Here is an 18,869-nt window from a genome sequence, read left to right as displayed (position 1 = left end):
CTCGCTGCCTGCTCCGCGCGACGGCCAGGCCTCAGGGGGGAGGAACGCGATGACGGACGACATGTTTCCGACAGGAGCGTCAGGAGCGTCAAGGGCGCTGACACGTCGTCGGCGGGCTGTTGCGGTAGGGGCGGCGCTCGGCGGCTGCGCCCTCCTCGCGGCCTCGACGGTGCCGGCCGCGGCGGACGGCGCGCACTCCGGCCGTCACACACGCTATGTGTCGCTCGGGGACTCCTACACATCGGGTCCGCTCATTCCGAAGCAGGTGGACGCGAACTGCGCCCGCTCCGACCACAACTACCCCTCGATCGTGGCGGCGGAGCGAAACACGACCGCGTTCAAGGACATGAGCTGCGCCGGAGCCACGACCGAGAACATGTGGAAGGCCCAGGGCACCAACGACCCCCAGCTGAACGCGCTGCAACGAGACACCGATCTGGTGACGGTGCAGATCGGCGGCAACGACATCGGCTTCAGCACCATCATCGGCACCTGTGCCCGCCTCAGCTCCCAGGATCCGACGGGCAACCCGTGCCAGCGGTACTACACCTCTTCCGGGGTCGACCAGCTGGCGGTCAACATCGTGCAGACGGCGCCCAAGGTCGACCGTGTGCTGAGGGCCGTGCACGCCAGGGCGCCGCACGCCCGGGTCCTCGTCGTCGGCTACCCGGACCTGCTGCCGGACGACGGCAGTGGTTGTTACCCCTCGGTGCCGTTCGCGGCCCAGGACTTCCCCTATCTGCGGGACACGGCCAAGCGGCTGAACCTGATGCTCCGTCTGGTGGCCGCGTGGGACCGCGCGGAGTACGTCGACACCTACGGGCCCACGCTGGGCCATGACATGTGCAAGCCGCCCGCGGACCGCTGGATCGAGCCCCTGCGGCCGACCTCCCCCGCGGCCCCCGCACATCCGAACGCCAAGGGCGAGGAAGCCATGGCTCAGGCCGTACTGGAACGTCTGGGCAAGGGGCACGGACACGGCTGAGGGTGTGTCGGCATTGGTGTGACACCGCGCCGAATACGTACAAGATCACCCTGCCCGACAAATTGACACCGTCTCCGGGCCCTTAACTTCGAGGCATTGGGTGATCGCCGCCTACGCCCAACTCCGACTCGCCCGCCCGCTGGCTACCGATCTGCGGCATCCCTGGAAGAAGCCGGCGAGTCGAGCAGGCTCACCCCCGCCTGTGTCCGGCGGGGGTTCAGAAACCCGCGCAACGAAGACCGGCTCCCAGCCGGTGCACCGAAACCGTCCCGTCCCGGCCCCGGTCGACCGCCGGGCTCGAAGAACCGTCACCCTGCCACCCGCCATGAAGTGGGCAGAGTCCTCGTGACCGGCGAAACATACAGCCGCCCGACCCACCACAAGGTCCGCACCAACCGCGCCGCACGGGGTGGGCGACAAGCTCAGAGCCAAGCTGATGTGGCCGGGAAGCGCTGCGGGAAGCAGGGCCCGCGCCGTCTCCCTCAGCCACTGGCATCGCTGCCCGAGGCCCGGGCTGCGGTGGTCGGCCCCGGTGATGATGCCGGGGACATGGGCGTGATGTTCCCGCTCCGCGTGTCGAGGGACCTGGCGTTCAGGAGACGGCGGTACGGGCCGTCTCGCCCCATGAGTTCGACATGCGTGCCGCGCTCGGTGATTTCGCCGTCGTCGAGCAGCAGGAGCAGATCGGCCTGGCGGACCGTCGAGAGCCGGTGGGCGACGATCAGGCAGGTGCGCTCCCGGAGGAACGGCTGGAGGGCCGTCTGCAGACGGTGTTCCGTGGCGTTGTCCAGATGTGAGGTCGCCTCGTCCAGGACGACGATTTCGGGCTCCTTCAGGAGCATCCGGGCGATGGCCAGACGCTGGCGCTCGCCGCCGGAGAGCTGGACGCCCCGGTCGCCGAGCACGGTGCCCAGGCCATCGGGCAGTTGCTCGATCAAGTCCCGGATCTGGGCGGTCTCGCAGGCGGCCAAGAGGCGGGCGTCGTCGGCGTCTGCCCGGGCCATCAACAGGTTGTCCCGGATGGTGCCATGGAAGAGGAACGGCTCCTGGGTGACGACCCCGATGTGCTGGTGGAGACTGTGCAGGGTGAGGTCGTGAACATCCTGGCCACCGATCTCCACCCGTCCCCCGGTCGACTCCCAGCAGCGGGTGAGCAAGCGGGTCAGGGTGGATTTTCCGGAGCCCGAGCCACCGACGATGCCCACTGTCGTCCCGGGCTCGGCGGTGAAGGTGACGCGTTTGAGAACATCACGCGGAGGGCCACCGGAAGTGCCCGTCTGCTCGCCCGGTTCGCGGGCGGACTGGAGAGAGGCCGGGGCCGTCGTCTCCTGCGGGGGGTAGGCGAAGGACACGTTGGTGAAGGTGACCCCGCGTCCGGTGGCGGTACGGGCGCCCGGCCGGTCCGAGATCGCGGGTTCGAAAAGCATGACCTCCCGGATCCGCTCGAAGCTGACCAGCCCTCGGACGAGTTCCAGGCGACAACCAGGGAGCGCGGTGATGGGCCCGTAGAGCACGGTGAGCAGGCTGGCCATGGCGATCATCGTGCCCACGGTCATGTCGCCGCCGATGACCATGGCGCCTGCGGTGACATAGACAGCCGCAGTGGCCGAGGTAGTGACCACGGCCAGTGCCGCGCCGAGCCTCGCGTCCAGCAACATGCCCCGTACGGTTGTGTCGCGCACACGCATGGCGGCACGGCGGAAACGGTCGTTCGTACGGGAGGCCGCGCCGTAGAGCCGGATCGTCTCCGCGCCGGCCGCGCTCAGCCCCTCCGCGGCGAGGGAGTCGACGTCCGCGGTGGCGGTCAGCACGTTTCGGGCTATGCCGGGGAGGATGCGGGCGGACCGCAGGGTCAGCACGTAGACAACGGGGGTCACAGCGACCGCCGCCAGGGCGATCCGCCAGTCGAGCAGCAGCAGCGCGATGACGCCGACGCTCAGGGTGAGCAGGGAGGAGACAGTCGTACGGAGCGTCCGCGCGATCAGGTCGCGTACACCGTGTACGTCACCGTGGAGGCGGGAGACGATCGCCCCGGAACGCGCGCCGCTGAAGAAGGCGGCGGACTGGCGCTGGAGGTGGGAGAACATGTCACAGCGGACGCGGGCCGTGACATCCTCGGCGAGCCGGGTCACCAGCCAGCGCTCGCCGAGTGCGGAACCGGCGGCCAGCAGGCCGGCGGCGAACAGAGCCGCGCTCAGGCCCCACAGGCGGGTTCGGTCGCCCGCCAGAACACCCTCGTCGATGATTCGCTGGGCAAGGAAAGCCGGCACGACAACCGTCCCGGCGTTGACCGCGATGAGCAGGACCGAAAGGGCGGTCCGGGCGCGGAACCGGGTGAGCAAGCGGGGCAAGGACGTATAGGACGAGCAGTTACCGGGTGCCATGGTCGGTCCAATCGAAAGTGCGGAGCCATGGCGGGAGGGAGGGTGTGCGACTCACAGGACCGTGAGCCACACACCCTCCCCGCCAGGGATCAGTGTTCGGGTATCACGCGTGTTCAGCAGGCGATGGAGAATGTCCATATACGCCTGCACCTGATCAGCCTTGAGCACTTGTGCTGGTTGCCGCGGGGTTCATGCCGGTCGGTCCTGGAGACGGGTGCGAGCGGCAGGAGAGTGTCGGTGTTGCAGCGTTGCCGCAGGCCGGAGCCCTGAACCGACCTTCGGCGGGAGATCGGTTCCGGGAACCATCCAGAAGATGGATAGGTGAGATCTACCAGTTGAATGGCGTAGGGGGTAGGCAACAGGGAGCGACTTGCCCGATAGTCGTGCAAGTCCAGACGCCCCCTCATTCCTCCGGGCGTTTCCCTTTGGTGCACTGGCGCTCCGCGGTGGGCACAGCCACGCGGCAGCTTGCCGCGTGCCCTGTCACCGCCCACGTGGAGGCCTTGCGTGCCCGGTTTCACCTCCTCGCCCGTTCCCACCGACGGTTTCGCCGTCCGGAGCACCGAGCCCGTGCCGGAATCCGGGGGCAGTCTGCGCTTGACGCTCCTGATGAGCGGGAGTTGTCTGCCGGTCCTCGGCGCAGTGCTACTCGCTCCCGTGCTGCCGAAGCTGCAGGAGCTGTTCAGGACGGTGCCGGACGCGGACGTACTGGTCCCGTTGATCCTCACGATTCCAGCGCTCACCCTCGCCCTGGTCGCCCCCCTCGCGGGTGTTCTGCTCGACCGCCTGGGACGCAGGATTCCACTGGTCGTCGCGACCGGCCTGTACGCGCTGTTCGGCACCGCTCCGCTGTGGCTGGACTCGCTCGGTGCCATCGTGGCCAGCCGTGCCCTCCTCGGTGTCGCCGAAGCCTTCGTCATGACCTCCTGCACGACGTTGATCGGCGACTACTACGCGGGCCGGGCACGCGACCGCTACCTGGCCCTGCAGACGGTGTGCGCCACCATTTCCGCCACCGCCCTCTTCATACTCGGCGGGGCGATGGCAACCTCGGATTGGCGCGCCCCGTTCCAGCTCTACGCCGTCGGGCTGCTCCTCGCCCCCGCGATGGCCGCATTCCTGTCCAAGCCCGGGCCGGGCGCCCCCGTGGACGAGGCGCTCACCGTCGGGCATCGGCCCTCCTCGGCCGGCCGGCTGGCCGGCATCTGCCTGCTCTCGGTGTTCGGTGGCATCGTCTTCTACGTCGTCCCGGCCGAAACGGCCTACCTGATGAACGGCCTGGGCATACAGTCCAGCGCCCTCATCGGCATGGTCACCGCGATCGCCAGCACCGCCACGGTCATCGGCTCCGTCATCTTCGCCTCGATGATCGGCCGGCCGGAGCGCAGACTGGCCGCGATCTTCGCCCTGTGCGCAGCAGGGTTCGCGCTGATCAGCCTGGCCCACAACGTGGCGATTCTGATCCTCGGCACCTTCCTGAACTGTATCGGCACCGGCTTTCTGCTGCCCACGCTGCTCACCTGGGCCATGTCAAAGCTGGAATACCGCAAGCGCGGCCGGGGCACCGGACTGTGGATCGCGTCGTTCTTCCTCGGGCAGTTCCTCTGCCCGCTCTCCCTGCTCGCCCTCGAGTCCGCCACCGGCCACCTCACGAAAGCCGTCGGCGCCCTCGGCCTCGCCTCCGCTCTCGTGGCGGCCGGACTGCTGCCCCTCCTCCGGAAGACCAGCCCGCAGAAGACCCTGCAAGCGTGAGCCGGGCCGGGCCATCCAGCACCGCGCGGCACATTGTCGCCACGACCTGCTGCGATGGCAGGTTCGCGAGATGAGGGGGCGGACGCCGGCCCCAGCCTGGTGGTGCTCGACACCCAGAGCAGGAGCGGGACATCACGGCCGAGGCCGGGGCGGCCCAAGAGCGCATCGCGGAGCTGACTGAGCTGCTGGACGAGTTCGACAAGGCCGCCGAGGAAATCCGGATCACCAGCAAGACGCTGCTGGAACTGCCCGATCCGACTTCGCCCGCGCCGCCGGCTGCGAAGCTGCCGGACCGTCCGGCCTACCAGCAGATCATGGCGGAGTTCGCTGCCCCCCGCTCCCCCGCTGCGGGCGCGGGCGCGCTCATCCGGCGATCACTGACCATTCGCGACAATCCGCAGGTCACAGGCCATGGATAGGGTTCTCGGCACCCGCAGGGCGACCGGGTCGGGCAGCCCGCTTCAGGCTGTCGTCTCCCGGCTTTCCGCCCCGTATCCGGCAACGTCTTCTTCGTGCCGCCTGCGGCTGATCGCCCACGGCGCAAGCAGGGCGACCACGGTGGGAAGTGACAGGTTGGCGACCATGATGAACAGCTCTTCCCGCCAGGTGTAGCCGGCGGCGAACACGCCGAGCAACGCATTGGCGCCGCACACGAGCAACCACAGCGGAAGGAAGGCCGCGGCCGCGGCTGCGGCCCAACTCCCCGCCCCGTCCGCGGCGCCGGGAGCCAGCACAGCGACCAGGAGTGCCACGGCTGCCCAGAGCACCATGCCGGCCGTGAGCATCACCGGCGTGCGGCCCGTGGTGAGGACGGGACCGCCCTCCCACTCGCTCGCGCTTACCCACCACATCACCAGGCTCGCGGTGGTCGGCAAGGAGAACGTGGTCCCGAAGACGACGATCTCGTCGGCGCCTCGGATCCCGTATGCCATGCCGAGCCCCGCATGCACCGCGGTCAGGCAGTACCAGAGAGGTACGAACACAGCCGCCGAAGCTGCGCCCACCGAGCGGGAGGCGGGCTGCGCGAAGAGGGCCGAGAGCAGGAAAACCGTGACGGACAACAAGATCCCGGCGATCAGAAGTCGTGGCAGACGCATCATTGGTCACCTTCGTGGTGTACGACGTGCGGGGCGTGCAGTCGGCGCGCAGAGGAGGGGCGACCGGGAAGTCCCGGTGGCCCCACGCGGAGAGCCGGCTGCGCCATCGCCCGGGCGCGCTGTGAGCAAATCGGCGAGCCCCACGCGGGTGAGGAACTCGCCGGATTCCTGCGGGGCGACGTCGAGTTCGAGGGAGCGCAGGTTTACTCCGTGGTCCTTGCTGTAGGCAGCAGCGGCTTCGGCCTGCGCGGCGTTGCGGGGGGTGGTCTGGCGCATTCCGGCTTGGATGATGTGCCCGGCGTCCGCGAGGGTGCGAGCGATAAGGGCGCCGAAACCGCTGGAGGCAGGGGTGATGACGACGATGTTGCTCATGATCTCTGTTTGGTGGGTCTCGAGGGTGGGGCCTGGGCTTGTCGCCGGTGGCGGCGACGGCCGCTTCAGCGCGTGAGGGGCAGGCGATGCCGCCGTTGGCGTAGAGGATCTGGCCGTTGATCCACCGGGCCGGGCCGGCGAAGATGGCCACCGCCTCGGCGCGCGTGGTGGCGCTGTTGAGACAGCACTGCTCGACCTGGGCGGCGAGGTTGCCCTCGCTGACCGTGCCCCCTTCCGTGTCCCAGGCGATCTGGGAGGTGCCACCCGGCAGGGCTTCGAAGCCTGACAGCCCGTGAGCGCGGAGCAGCCCGCGCCCGGTGTCATCGCCGCCGTGTGATTCTCGGTGAGGTCTGGTCGGAGGCGGCGGGTGGATCATGCGGACGTGCCCGACGGCGTTGGTCAGCGCTGTTCCTGATCGGCTCATGTCCGTAGTCCCGGGCCGATTGCCCGCTGTTTCGTTCTGGGGCCCGGTCACCGCTCTTGCTGGGACATGACGGCCGCAGTGATCCGTAGCCTCTCAACGACGATCCGGGCAGGTGGCTGACCGGCCACCGTGTGCCATCAACCACCGCGTTCACCGTGGTCACGACCGCCCTACGTCGGGCGGACTCCGTACAGGAGGTTGTTGACGAGCGCCACGATGAAGTCGTCGGTGACAGGTTCGTCGGGGATGAGCAGTCGGTGGTAGACGGCGCCCCAGAGCTGGTCGACGAGGACCTGTACGTCGATGCCGGTGCGGATCTGGCCGAGTTCCTGAGCCCGGTGGAGGCGTTCTCCCGCCAGCCGACGCCGGTGCGAGGAGTACAGCTTCCGGTAGGCGGCGGCCAGGTCCTGGTCGGTCTGTGACTCGCCGATCAGCTCGGTCAGTACGCGTCCGCCCGGGGTCTGGGTCATCAAATGGGCGAAGGCGCGAAGTTGGGTGAGCAGGTCGGCGTGGATGTCTCCGGTGTCGGGGAAGGCGAGTGTTTCCTCGACGGCGTGGAAGTAGCCGTCCAGGGCGAGCGCTCCTTTGGAGGGCCACCATTTGTAGAGGGTGGTCTTGCTGACGCCCGAGGCCCTGGCGATGCGTTCGAAGGTGAGGTCGGCGATACCTTCGGTGAGCAGCAGGTCGCCTGCGGTGCGCAGGACGTCTGCTCGGACCTCGTCCGCGGGCCGGCGCCCTCGTCCGCGGCCGTTGCCTTCCTTGGCGGCGGGGCCGTTCGCCTTGTTCGCCACGTGTGCTCCTGCTCGGTTGCCAGGGGTCATGTCAGTTTCCGTCGTGGCAGTTTCCGTCGTGGCCGGTGTCACGGAGTGATCCGCAGGCTTGCGATCAGCCCGTCGCGCAGGCGGAAGGTCATGGGGCCGGTGCCGTTGTGGCCGTTGCCGGTCACAGTCAGGGTCGCGACATAGGTGTCGGGGGACGAGCCGGGCTCGATCGCGTCCAGGTCGAAGTGTGCCTGGACGCCGATGTTGTCGGTGCGGTCCCAGGCGCGCACGCCGTCGCGACCGTGATACGCGCGGCCCCAGTCGTTGAGGTCGGCGTCGTGGGTGAACGCGGCGGCGAATGCCTCGGCGTCGCCGCGGTTGGTCGCCTCGATGAACGTCTCGATGGCGGCCGGGGTTTCGATGGTGGTCATGGTGACTGCCTCGGTGGTGTGGGGAGCCGGGACGGGAGGGGGCTGACGTCCTGCGCCCGTCCCAGGTCCAAAGTTTCAGCGCTGGACGGTGAGCAGGTCGGCGAGGTCGATGCGGGTGAGGAATTCACGGCGGATGCGGTCGGCGACCTCGGAGACCTCCTCGGATCCGTCGTCGGCGGGGTCGATGTGAACGCGGTAGGGGCGCTGTCCGGCGGGCAGGGCGATGATGCGGGCGATCTCGTCGGAGACCAGCGACGCGGACGCGCCCTCCGGGGCGAGAGCGGCAAGCTTGGTCGCCACCTGATCCATCAGGCCGGCGTACCTGGTCTCGTACTCGGCCTCGACGGCGGTGTCGTCGGGGTGGCCGGAGTGGGCGAAGTGGTTGGTGCCGCTGGTGAACGAGCCCGGGACGATGATCGAGGTCTCCACGCCCCAGCGGGAGAGTTCGCCGGCGTAGGACACCGCGAGGGAGTCCATGCCGGCCTTGGCGGCGAAGTAGGGGGCGAGGTAGGGCGGGGTGCCGCCTTTGACGCTGGTGCTGGACACCCAGACCACCAGTCCTTGACCGCGCCTGCGCATGCCCGGCAGCGCGGCGCGGTTGACGCGCTGGGTGGAGAGCACGTTCACGTTGTAGAGCTCGGCGAGTTGGTCGGGGGTAAAGGCCTCGGCCGGCCCGGTCACCATGTGGCCGGCGTTGTGGATCAGCACGTCGATGTGGCCGTGCTCGGCCTCGATCCGCTTGATGGCGGTGTTGACCGAGTCCTGGGAGTTCACGTCGAGCTCGATGGAGCGCAGGTCGGCGTTGTGCTCGTGGGCGTAGTCGGCGGCGGCCTGGACCTGGGGCGCGTTGCGGCCGGTGGTCTGGCGCATGCCGGCGTAGACCGTGTGGCCTGCGTCGGCCAGCGCGCGGGCGGTCAGGGCCCCGAAACCGCTGGAGGCGCCGGTGATGACGATGACGTTGCCGGTGGTGGACATGGACGTGGTTCCTTTCAGCAGTGTCAGCAAGGCGGGATGGTGCGGGGGCGGCGGGGGTCAGGCGAGGCCGCCGTTGGCGTAGAGGATCTGTCCGTTGACCCAGCGCGCGGGGCCGGCGAGGAACGAGACGACCTCGGCGATGTCCTCGGGCCGACCCAGCCGCTCCAGCGGGGTCGCCTTGGCGAACTTCGCGATGGTGGCGTCGTCCTTGCCGTCCAGAAACAGCGGTGTGGCGGTGGGGCCGGGGGCGACGGCGTTGACGGTGATGTCCCGGCCGCGCAGCTCACGGGCCAGGGTGAGGGTCAGACCCTCCACTGCGGCCTTGCTGGCGACGTAGGCGCCGTAGGCCGGCAGCTGGGTGCGCACCACCGAGGTCGAGAAGTTGACGATCGCGCCACCCGGGCGGACGCTGCGCGCCGCCCGCTGGGAGACGACGAATGTGCCGCGGATGTTCGTGCGGTGCATCCGGTCCAGGTCGGCGAGGTCGAACGTGGCGATCGGGCCCAGGATCATGATGCCGGCGGTGTTCACGACCACGTCGACGCCGCCGAAGGCCGACTCGACCGCGTCGAACGCCGCGCTCATCGCACTCTCGTCAGCGACATCGCCTCCCACCGCGAGGGCCTTGCCACCGGCTGCGATGATCGCCTCAACGGTTTCCTCGGCCCTGGCCTTGTTGCCCGCGTACTGCACGGCGACCGCGAGACCGTCCTGGGCGAGCCGCTCGGCCACGGCACGGCCGATGCCGCCCGATCCGCCGGTGACCAACGCGACGCGGTTGGTGGTGGACGTATTCATGGTTGTTCTCCTTCCGGTCCAGCAAATGAACGACACGTACATATAAGCACGTAATGAACGCGGCGTCCATATCTGTGGGTAAGATTTCTCCGAACGAGCAGCTCGGTGACCTCCAGCATCAGCTCCGGGAAGCCGACCTTCGGCAGCATGCCGCTGGCCATCTGCCTGAACGGCGCACGAGCTTGGACTCCTCCGCCCTGCCGAGCTTGGCCGGCTTCAGCCTCCCGCCCACCACCTCCAGTGCCGTGTTCCCCGGCAGCCCGCCGGCGACAGGGACACTGGCTGTGCCTTGGCTACGGCGCCTTTGTGCCCGGCGGCGCAGTCACTGCGGGACCGACCCTGAGCCGAACATTGATTCGGTCTCTCAGGAGTCAACGCTCGGCGGGAGGTCTGTGTTGGCTCCTGAGATGACGACCGTTGCACCGTCCGGGAAGTGGTCGGAGTGGGCGAGCACCGCGGCGAGGGAAGTGGCTCCGCCGGGTTCGGCCACGATACGTAGCCGCTGCCAGAGGAGTTCGCGGGCGACGGCGATGGTCTCGTCCGACACGGTGAGCGTTTTCATGCCGAGCGCGAGGCCGACGGCGGTGGCGATACGGCCCGCCCGGCGGGCACCCAGGCTGTCCACGGCGATTCCGCCGACCTCGACGTCCACCGGTTCTCCTGCCTCCAGTGCCGCTGTGAGCGAGGGCGCGGAGGACGGTTCGGCTGCGATCACGCGGTTACGCCCCGCCAGCGCCAGGGCGGTCCCTGCGTACAGGCCCCCTCCACCACACCCGACCAGGACGGGCTGCCCCTCTGGTACCTGCTCGGCGAGCTCCAGACCGAGCGTGCCCTGCCCCGCCACCGTCAGCGGATCGTCAAAGGCGTCGACATGGAAGGCGCCCTCCTGCCGGGCATGGTCCTGGCTGGCCGCGAGTGCATCGGCGTAGAAGCCGTCGACCCGGCGCAGGCGCGCGCCGAGCGATTCGATGATGTCGGTCTTGGCCTTGGGTGCGAAGCCGGGCACGAACACGGTGGCGCGCAGGCCGGCTTCGCGCGCCGCCCAGGCCACGGCCGCCCCGTGGTTGCCCCCCGAAGCGCAGCAGACGCCGGCGGCCGGTGCACCGCATTCCGCGGCGATCAGGAGGGCGAGCACGTTCGACGCGCCGCGGACCTTGAAAGAGCCGGTGTGCTGGAGGAATTCCAGCTTCAAGGTAACGGGGACGGGCACGTCCAACTCCCCGGCCGCCACCTGCAGCACGGGTGTGCGGCGCACTACGGTGCCAATCCGTCTGGCCGCATCCGCGATGTCGTCCAGGGAGGGGATGCTGACGGGCTGTGCATTCATGGGCGGTGTCCAAACGAGCCGGAAGGCCTCGGAGAGGGGATGGAAGTGTCGGTCGTGCCGTCGGGCGCGGCACGCGATGAGGCGGACTCGCTCGGCAGATCGTCCGAGAGACATACGCTGCTGAGGCTGTCGCTGGTCGGTACGGCACGGCGGCTTGTGGTGTCGACGTGGAGGCGGAAGATGTCGGGGCGCGCGTAGTGGCCGACGGCGTCGAAGTCGTAGCGAGCCCACGGGATCTGCCCCATGTCGAGGTCCGCGGTCAGCAGGACCTCCTCATCCAGGACAGGCCCGGCGAGCACCTCGCCCAGCGGGCCGATGATGCTGCTGCCACCCCGGGATATGAGGTGCTCCGGGTCGTCGCCGTACGGCGTGGGGTGGTCCGGGGGAAAGTCCTTCGTGCGCAGGCACTGGTTCGCCGCCAGCACGAAGCATCGGCCTTCCATGGCGATATGACGCATGGTCGCGTGGTGGCTTTCCCTGCTGTCCGCCGTCGGCGCACAGTACAGTTCAATGCCTTGCGCATACATGGCCATCCGCGTCGCGGGCATCATGTTTTCCCAACAGATCACGGCCCCGAGCCGGCCGAGCTTCGTACGGTGCACCTCAAGGGTCGAGCCGTCGCCGAACCCCCAGATCATCCGCTCGGCGCCGGTAGGCATGAGCTTGCGCCGCTTCCCGAGGAAGGCTCCTGTGTCGGAGAAGAACAGGACCGTGCAGTAGAGCGTGCCCAAGTCCCGTTCGACGACGCCTATGACCAGGTGCGTTCGGGCCCCGGCCGCCAGTTCGCCCAGGCGGTCCGTGACAGGGCCGGGCACCTCCACGGCTCCGTTCCAGTACCGGGCGAACTCGTCTCGTCCGGCAGCGGTGCGGTCGCCCACCACTCCCCCGAACGCCGATCCCTTGGGGTACCCGCCGATGAACGCCTCAGGGAACACCACAAGGTCCAAGTTCCGCTCGGCCGCCTCGGACAGCCACCGCTCCACCACACCCAACGTGGCCACCGGATCGAACGGAACCGCAGCGGCCTGCACCACTCCGGTCCGAACGACTCTCGCCTGGCCGGAACCTGTGTCCCGGCCGCTGTAAGTGCTCTCGTCACTGGTCATGCCCGCCAGAGTGCCGATGGCGACGCAGTCAGGGAAGCCACTGACCCATTCAGCGGGACACGCAGGGCACCGGCCGGCCCGGACCGTGACAAGACGATCGGCCCGGTGCATGGCGCATCACGCCGAGACGGCGTCGCTCAGCCGCGAAAGCGCCCGGGCAGACGCACGGACCTGGTCCGCCAAGGGAGACAACGGACGGGACGCCGGGACAGACACCGACAGCGCCCCGGTGATGGACCCGCTGCGGGCGATGACAGGCGCAGCGGCACAGCACAGCCCAGCACTCACCTCCTCGTGGTCGAAAGCCACGCCGGAGCGGGTGAACCCGTCGAGGGCCGCACGGGCGCCTTTCGCGATCTCTCGGTCGGTCACGGCTCCCAGTACGCGCTTGCGCTGTTCCCAAGGGAGACCCGCGATGAGGACCCTCCCGACCGCGCTACCAGCCGGTGGCTGAAGGACTCCGACTTGTGAAGGCGCAACATCCCCGTCACGCCCCACGAGCTTGGACACATAGCAAACGGCGTCGTCCACCAGGACCGCGAGGTGCACGGTCGCTCCCGTCCGTCGGTGCAGCTCAGCCAGGACGGGTTGCCCCACCGCGGCCAACTGCGCCCCCGACCAGCGCGATCCGAGGCAGAACAGGCCGGAGCCGAGCGTGAAACACTCGCCGACCCGAGCCACGGCACCGTACACCTCCAGCTGTGCCAGCAACCGGGACACCGTCTGCTTCGGTATCCCCGTCGCGCGCGTGATCTCCGCGCAGCGCACAGGGGCACCGGAGGCCTCCAGAGCGCCGAGGATCGCAAAGGCCCCGTCGAGGACCCCGCGTCCGAGTGACCGTCCGCTCATCACTTCGCCGTCCTTCCCGTGCACCCCTGCCAGGCGGGTGGCCCAGGCTCCGGGCCAGACCTGGAGCCCCAGGACGAGTGGAGTCGGACCGCCGGCATTTCCCGCGCTGTGGCTGTCCTGACGGTATCGGTCCAGGAGCTTGCCCGGAACCCTGGTCGGAACCTGCCGTCGACCCCGCCCAGGTCGCGGTGACCATCGACCGCCTGACCGTCGAACGATCGCAACTGCCCGACGGTACGCCCGTGGTCAACGCGTACGCACCGGGACTCCGGGAGTCGACCAAGCCCCTGGCCGACCACCTGCCGGAAATCATCGACTTCCTCTCGGACAAGTTCGGCCCCTACCCCTACTCCTCGGCCGGCAACGTCTTCGTGAACGTGAATGACGACGGGCCCGGAACAGCGCCGGCGACCCGGCCCGTCTATCTCGGCGCAGGCAACGCCGAGTTCATGACCCTCGACCAGGTCGTCCACGAGCAGGCCCACGAGTGGTACGCGAACGCGGTGACCATCGCCGACAGCGAGGACTCCTGCCTGAACGAGTGTTTCGCCTCGTATGCCACCTGGCTGTGGGACGAGGAGAAGGACGGCACCGATCTCGACTCCCGCTACCGCGAGCAGGTGGAGGAGCACAAGGACGACGCCGACTGGTGGCCAAGGCTCTACCAGCCCGGCAAGGCAGCGGGGATCACTACGTACACCAAGGGGCCGCTCGCGCTCCACGCACTGCGCCGTCAGGTCGGCGACGCCGCGTTCAACCGGATAATCAAGCAGTGGCCGCAGAAGCAGCGTGGCACCTACGCAAGTTGGCCCGACTTCGAGTCCTTCGCCGAAAAGACCAGCGGCCAGGACCTCACCGGTTTCCTCAAGGCCTGGTTCCACGACGAGGGGGTTCCCGCGGACGAGTACCTGTGGCCGGGAGAGCTGAAGCCCTGACCTTGACTCTGCAGCTCCTGTAGATCGTCAAGTGGCCGAAGATACCGATGGTCTGCTCCTGAAGCCGCTGCTGAGATCGTGGTAGACCTCGCGCGCGACGAATCGCTTGAAGCGTCTGAGGATGTCCTTCGTCTTGAACCCTTCGAGGGTGCGTCGTGCGACGTAGTCGCGGGTGCGTGGGTCGTGACGCATGCGGACCAGCACGATCATGTGCAGCGCACGGTTGGCCTGCCGGTCGCCGCCGCGGTTGAGTCGGTACGATGCTGACCAGGGACAGATCGATCTCACCCCGCTTCGCGGCTTCCGCGATCAGGCCCTCCAGCAGGGCCTCGAAGACACCGGCGTCACGCCACTGCCGGAAGCGGTTGTGGACGGTCGGCCAGGCGCCGAACTCCTGCGGCATCTCGCGCCACTGTCCGCCGGTCCTGAACCGCCAGATCACGCCTTCGAACTGCTGCCGCAGCCGCTCGGGGTACGGGCCGTACTCGCCGATCGGCAGGTACGGCTCGATGATTCCCATTCCTTGTCCGTCAGTTGCACTCGCGTCACAAAAGACGGTCTACCGGTCCAGACCCCGCCACGTAGGCGAATCCCACATATTGATCGCGACTCGATACGCGCCCCAGTGGACCGTGGCCGCGCTCGGTACCCTCGGCGGCCGCACCCTGATGAAGCACGTCCCGCTGCACCTGCTCACCAGGATCGCCGCGGTGGCGATGCTGGCGCTGGCCGCCACAGCTGGTACGCCGCCATCGCGGCATGAGCTGGTGCCGCTGGAGCGGGATGCAGCGATGCACGGCGCTCCGGGGTCGTCACTGTTTTCCGCCTCGGTGCCACTCGTCCGACTCAGGCGACTGGTCGTATGCGCCCAACAGCCGTTCGATGCGAAACCGGCCGCCTGGTACGACCGCCCGTCGGCCCGGCCTGCCGGGGCTCACCTCCGGGTCGGGGTGAGCACCACGAAGTCCGCGTTCGACGGGTCGAGGCAGACGGCCAGCCGGCCGACGCCCTCCGCGTCCTGTGGTCCCATCTGCACGCTGCCGCCGTTCTCAGTGACCGTGGCGACCGCGGCGTCGCAGTCGGTGACGTTGAAGACCGGGTGCCAGTACGGTCGTCCGCTCGCCAGGGCGAGGTTCTCCTTGGGGAGCTCCATGAGGCCGCCGTGCATGCGCTCCGCGGGGAGTCCGGACGGGGTGATGAGGGCGTACGTGCCCCCGCCGCCGGGCAGTTCCATGTCGCTGAACTGCCAGCCGAAGATGCCGCCGTAGAACTCCTTGGCGGCCGCGGCGTCGCTCGTGTACAGCTCGGTCCAGGACAGCGAGCCCGGTTCGTCCACGAGTTCGACGCCCTTGTTGGTGCCTGGCTGCCAGACGGCGAACTGGCCACCCAGGGGGTCGCTGTACTGCGCCATCCGGCCCCACTCGTCGAGGTCCATCGGCGCCACCCGCACCGTGCCGCCCGCGCGCTCCACGGCTTGGGTCGTGGCGTCGGCGTCGGTGACGCTGTAGTAGATCATCCAGGCCGAGCGCGCGTCTTCCTCGGTGAGCTTGCCGAGTCCGGCGACGATCTTGCCGTCTTTCCGGAACATGCCGCCTTCCATGTCCTTCCCCTCGCCCATGGACTGGTAGTCCCAGCCCAGCACGGCGCTGTAGAAGGCCGCGGCGGCTCGGACGTCGGGAGCGCCGAGATCGAGCATGCAGGGGGAACCGGGTGCGAAGTCCGTGGTGATCATGGCGGTGATTCCTTTCCGCAGATCCTGTACGAACCCAGCGTGGCACCGGGCAGTGGCCGTCGCCCGCCGGGCCCTTTCCGCGGACGGATGCAGCAGGGCAGGTTCAGCCCGCCGCAGCGGGGCGGTCACCGTTCTCGGCCACGACTGCCGCGGGGCCGGCGGGGATGGCGGAGGAACTGCCCCGGGCGAAGGCCCGAGCTCCGCTACTGCCATCGGCCACAGACGAGACTGCCCAAGCGCCGACACCCGCACGACCAGGACCTGGCCGACCGTTCGGCTCGACGAACAACTGAAGCGGCCTGCCGCCCGCTGCCACCTGGCAAACAGCCGCCAACGATCTTCTCCCGTCTGTCCTCCCCCGCCATGTCACATACGGCCGCCCCATGCCTCGTCCCAGATTCAGGGACAGACTGGTGGAATAAGGAAGGTGATGGCCATGCGAGTGTTCGTGGCAGGCGGGAGCGGGGTCATGGGGCGGCGGCTGGTGCCGCAGCTCGTGGCTCGTGGCCACCAGGTGACGGCTACGACGACGAGCGCGGCCAAGCTGGGCTTGCTGGAGCAGCTGGGCGCAGACGGCGTCGTGATGGACGGGCTGGATGCGGTATCGGTCGGTGAGGCGGTGGCCGCGGCCCGACCGGACGCGATCGTCAACCAGATGACCGCCATTTCCATGGCGCACGCCGGCAAGCCCGATATGAGGCACTTCGATCGATTCTTTGCCACGACCAACCGGCTGCGCAGCGAGGGGACGGACCACCTGCTGGCCGCCGCCCAGGCGAACGGCGTGTCCCACGTCGTCGCGCAGAGCGCAGGCATCTGGAACGGCACCCGCGAGGGCGGATGGGTGAAGACCGAGAAGGACCCGCTGCCCTTCGAGACGGGCAAATTCCGCACGGCGGCGGAGGCGATCCGCCACCTCGAGGAGGTGGTCGTCAAGGCCGGCGGCGCGGCCCTGCGCTACGGAGGGCTCTACGGGCCGGGCGCCACCGACGACATGGTCAACCTCGTGCGCAAGCGGATGTTTCCGCTCGTCGGGGGCGGCACCGGCTACATGTCATGGGTGCATCTCGACGACGCGGCGAGCGCTACCGTCCTGGCCGTGGAGCAGCACGCGACGGGTGTGTTCAACATCGTCGACGACGAACCGGCGCCGGCCAGCGCGTGGCTGCCCTGTCTCGCCGCGTGCGCGGGGGCGAAGCCGCCGATGCGGGTCCCCAAGTGGCTGGCCCGGCTCCTGGCCGGGGAACTGGTGGTGACGATGATGACCGAGGGGCGAGGCTTCTCCAATGCCAAGGCCAAGCGCGAGCTCGGCTGGCAGCTGCGCCATCCGTCGTGGCGCCAGGGCTTCGAGGAAGAGCTTGCGTGACCCGTGCCGAGGAGTTCGGCCGGGCGGCCGGCTGATCTCTCAGCACTGCTATCCGGGTCTGCTGCTCCCGGGTCCGGCTCTGCCGGTGCGGCCGCCGTCGACACTCGCGCCTGTTGCCTCACGCACCAGCGGCAAGAACGCCCGGGTCGGCAAGGCGGGCAGCGGGCCTACGCCCTGCGGGGACGGGTACGGTGCGCGCTGTGCGCCAATGGTGACTCCGGCCGGCAGCAGGTTCATCAGTGGCCCACATCGCTGCCCAACAGGCCCCATGGCCATTAGTATGCTTACGGAGTATCGAGGTGCCGGCTGCGCGCCAGCGGTCCGCAATGGACAGGACTCGGTCTCCAATCCGACATACTCCGTGTACGTTTTCCACCAGGACGGAGCTGAGGACGTGGTCGAGTCGGTTTCAGCGGGAGCGGTGAGGTTGCGCGACCCTGGACGCGCCGTCCGGCGAGCGCCCGCGCCGGTACCCGTCGTGTCGCCTACGACCGCCCCAGGGCACCTTCTGCGCCTGGCGCAGCAGGTACACACCGAGCTGTGGGGCTCACGAATCGACAGCCTCACGGGACCGCAGTACGCGACGCTGGTGGCGATCGCCGGATGGGACGACGTCGACCAGCGGCGCGCCGGGCAGCTGGCCTCACTGGACAAGTCGACCGTCGCCGCAGTTGTGAGCCGACTTGTCGGGAAAGGGTGGGTGCGGCGGGTGCGCCATCCGGATGACGGTCGGCGCCGTCTGTTGACCCTCACCAGCGGATCATTGGATCGGCTGGCCGAGGTCACCGAGGTTGCGCGCTCGGTTCAACAAGACATCCTGACCCCGCTTCGCCACTCCGACCGCCGGGAGTTCATCGAACGACTGGGCCGGGTCGCACGCATCGAGGAGGCCGACGTCGCCGGACAGCAGCACGAGGACGGCGTACTGCTCATGCGCACCACCCCCGGATACCTGATCCGCCGCGCCCAACAGGTGCACACCGCACTCTGGAGCGCCGCCGTCCCCGACGTGACCGGGCCGCAGTACGCCCTGATCGCCGCGGTCGCACAGCTGGGCGTCGCCGACCAGTCCCGAATCGGCGAGGCCGCCTCGCTGGACACGTCGAGCACCGCCGACATCGTGGCCCGGCTCAGCGCCCAGGGATGGGTCACCAAGGAGACCGCGGCGAACGACCGGCGAAGAACCCAGGTCCGGCTCACCGCTCCGGCGAGGACAGCGCTGCACGCCCTCGCGGAGCCGGTGAAAGCAGTCCAGTCCGACGTCCTGGCTCCGCTCGGACCCGACGAGCAAGCGGTGTTCATCAGCCACCTCCAGCAAGTGGCGTTCGCCAGGCGGCACATGTAGAGCTTCGCCCCCACATTTGGACGGTCTGTCCGGACCCGTTGACACACCTCGACCATTCACAGCAAGCTAATACTACGTGTACGGAAGATTAGCGAGGTGAACGATGTCCACTTGCCGGTTCAGGTCAGACGAGCCAGCGCTCGACTCCTTCTACCTTGAGCTATCTGCCAAGCAACTTCAGCCACTCTGGGAACTACACGGACTGCTCACTCCGACACCCCGTGTGCGGG

16 protein-coding genes and 3 pseudogenes are annotated in these 18,869 nt (G+C 68.8%); 6 read left to right on the top strand and 13 right to left on the bottom strand.

Annotation, left to right across the window (positions count from 1 at the left end):
- The first annotated feature begins 49 nt into the window (after positions 1 to 49).
- Together EF387_RS25905 and EF387_RS48595 are read left to right on the top strand one after the other, a co-directional pair.
- Positions 50 to 985, top strand: coding sequence for an SGNH/GDSL hydrolase family protein (locus tag EF387_RS25905; RefSeq protein WP_238431689.1), 936 nt, complete (start codon positions 50 to 52; stop codon positions 983 to 985).
- A 100-nt stretch (positions 986 to 1,085) separates the two neighbouring features.
- Positions 1,086 to 1,422 (top strand): annotated as a pseudogene (locus EF387_RS48595) (NF041680 family putative transposase); the annotation flags it as partial.
- Between the two features lie 45 nt (positions 1,423 to 1,467).
- Here EF387_RS48595 and EF387_RS25895 read toward each other — a convergent pair.
- A complete protein-coding gene (locus EF387_RS25895; protein WP_162467212.1) occupies positions 1,468 to 3,336 on the bottom strand; it encodes an ABC transporter ATP-binding protein in 1,869 nt (622 codons plus the stop codon).
- 540 nt (positions 3,337 to 3,876) lie between these two features.
- Here EF387_RS25895 and EF387_RS25890 point away from each other — a divergent pair.
- Entirely contained in the window at positions 3,877 to 5,121 is a 1,245-nt protein-coding gene (locus EF387_RS25890) for an MFS transporter (protein ID WP_238431688.1), read from the top strand.
- Positions 5,122 to 5,582: 461 nt separating this feature from the next.
- Here the strand turns inward: EF387_RS25890 and EF387_RS25880 are convergent, their stop codons facing one another.
- The 9 genes from EF387_RS25880 to EF387_RS25830 form a co-directional block, all read right to left on the bottom strand.
- Complete coding sequence (locus EF387_RS25880; RefSeq protein ID WP_128379002.1) at positions 5,583 to 6,221, bottom strand: hypothetical protein; 639 nt, start codon at positions 6,219 to 6,221, stop codon at positions 5,583 to 5,585.
- A 3-nt stretch (positions 6,222 to 6,224) separates the two neighbouring features.
- Positions 6,225 to 6,590: a Rossmann-fold NAD(P)-binding domain-containing protein gene (locus tag EF387_RS25875; RefSeq protein ID WP_128379001.1), complete on the bottom strand. Its 366-nt coding sequence runs from the start codon at positions 6,588 to 6,590 to the stop codon at positions 6,225 to 6,227.
- Positions 6,591 to 7,184: 594 nt separating this feature from the next.
- The gene (locus EF387_RS25860; RefSeq protein WP_238431687.1) at positions 7,185 to 7,805 is read right to left on the bottom strand and encodes a TetR/AcrR family transcriptional regulator; all 621 of its coding nucleotides are present in this window, start codon (positions 7,803 to 7,805) and stop codon (positions 7,185 to 7,187) included.
- Between the two features lie 68 nt (positions 7,806 to 7,873).
- Positions 7,874 to 8,206: a nuclear transport factor 2 family protein gene (locus tag EF387_RS25855; RefSeq protein WP_128378999.1), complete on the bottom strand. Its 333-nt coding sequence runs from the start codon at positions 8,204 to 8,206 to the stop codon at positions 7,874 to 7,876.
- A 75-nt stretch (positions 8,207 to 8,281) separates the two neighbouring features.
- Complete coding sequence (locus EF387_RS25850) at positions 8,282 to 9,181, bottom strand: SDR family oxidoreductase (RefSeq protein ID WP_128378998.1); 900 nt, start codon at positions 9,179 to 9,181, stop codon at positions 8,282 to 8,284.
- A gap of 57 nt (positions 9,182 to 9,238) precedes the next feature.
- Positions 9,239 to 9,979 carry an SDR family oxidoreductase gene (locus EF387_RS25845; protein WP_128378997.1) on the bottom strand — a complete coding sequence of 247 codons (741 nt, stop codon included), beginning with the start codon at positions 9,977 to 9,979 and terminating at the stop codon, positions 9,239 to 9,241.
- A gap of 364 nt (positions 9,980 to 10,343) precedes the next feature.
- Positions 10,344 to 11,306: a serine/threonine dehydratase gene (locus tag EF387_RS25840; protein WP_202918369.1), complete on the bottom strand. Its 963-nt coding sequence runs from the start codon at positions 11,304 to 11,306 to the stop codon at positions 10,344 to 10,346.
- Positions 11,303 to 12,412 (bottom strand): carbon-nitrogen hydrolase family protein, encoded by a 1,110-nt coding sequence (locus tag EF387_RS25835; protein ID WP_238431686.1) that lies wholly within the window; start codon positions 12,410 to 12,412, stop codon positions 11,303 to 11,305. Before EF387_RS25835 ends, EF387_RS25840 begins: the two co-directional genes overlap by 4 nt.
- Positions 12,413 to 12,529: 117 nt before the next feature.
- Complete coding sequence (locus EF387_RS25830) at positions 12,530 to 13,261, bottom strand: IclR family transcriptional regulator (RefSeq protein WP_128378996.1); 732 nt, start codon at positions 13,259 to 13,261, stop codon at positions 12,530 to 12,532.
- Between the two features lie 188 nt (positions 13,262 to 13,449).
- Here EF387_RS25830 and EF387_RS25825 point away from each other — a divergent pair, with 188 nt between their 5' ends.
- Positions 13,450 to 14,196, top strand: coding sequence for a M1 family aminopeptidase (locus EF387_RS25825; RefSeq protein ID WP_128378995.1), 747 nt, complete (start codon positions 13,450 to 13,452; stop codon positions 14,194 to 14,196).
- 27 nt (positions 14,197 to 14,223) lie between these two features.
- Here the strand turns inward: EF387_RS25825 and EF387_RS25820 are convergent.
- The 3 genes and pseudogenes from EF387_RS25820 to EF387_RS25810 form a co-directional block, all read right to left on the bottom strand.
- Positions 14,224 to 14,454: pseudogene (locus EF387_RS25820) on the bottom strand (transposase); the annotation flags it as partial.
- A 76-nt stretch (positions 14,455 to 14,530) separates the two neighbouring features.
- Positions 14,531 to 14,716: pseudogene (locus EF387_RS50130) on the bottom strand (transposase); the annotation flags it as partial.
- Between the two features lie 414 nt (positions 14,717 to 15,130).
- Positions 15,131 to 15,928, bottom strand: coding sequence for a VOC family protein (locus tag EF387_RS25810; protein ID WP_128378994.1), 798 nt, complete (start codon positions 15,926 to 15,928; stop codon positions 15,131 to 15,133).
- A gap of 430 nt (positions 15,929 to 16,358) precedes the next feature.
- On the opposite strand from EF387_RS25810, the gene EF387_RS25805 reads away from it, so the two are divergent.
- Positions 16,359 to 17,294, top strand: coding sequence for an NAD-dependent epimerase/dehydratase family protein (locus EF387_RS25805; protein WP_202918368.1), 936 nt, complete (start codon positions 16,359 to 16,361; stop codon positions 17,292 to 17,294).
- 478 nt (positions 17,295 to 17,772) lie between these two features.
- Complete coding sequence (locus EF387_RS47140; protein ID WP_162467211.1) at positions 17,773 to 18,639, top strand: MarR family winged helix-turn-helix transcriptional regulator; 867 nt, start codon at positions 17,773 to 17,775, stop codon at positions 18,637 to 18,639.
- The last annotated feature ends 230 nt before the right edge of the window (positions 18,640 to 18,869 follow it).

It is taken from the genome of Streptomyces cavernae, from assembly GCF_004023625.1.
Lineage (GTDB): Bacteria > Actinomycetota > Actinomycetes > Streptomycetales > Streptomycetaceae > Streptomyces > Streptomyces cavernae.
Note: the sequence above shows the minus strand (reverse complement) of the source record. Positions and strands in the feature narration are given on the sequence as shown.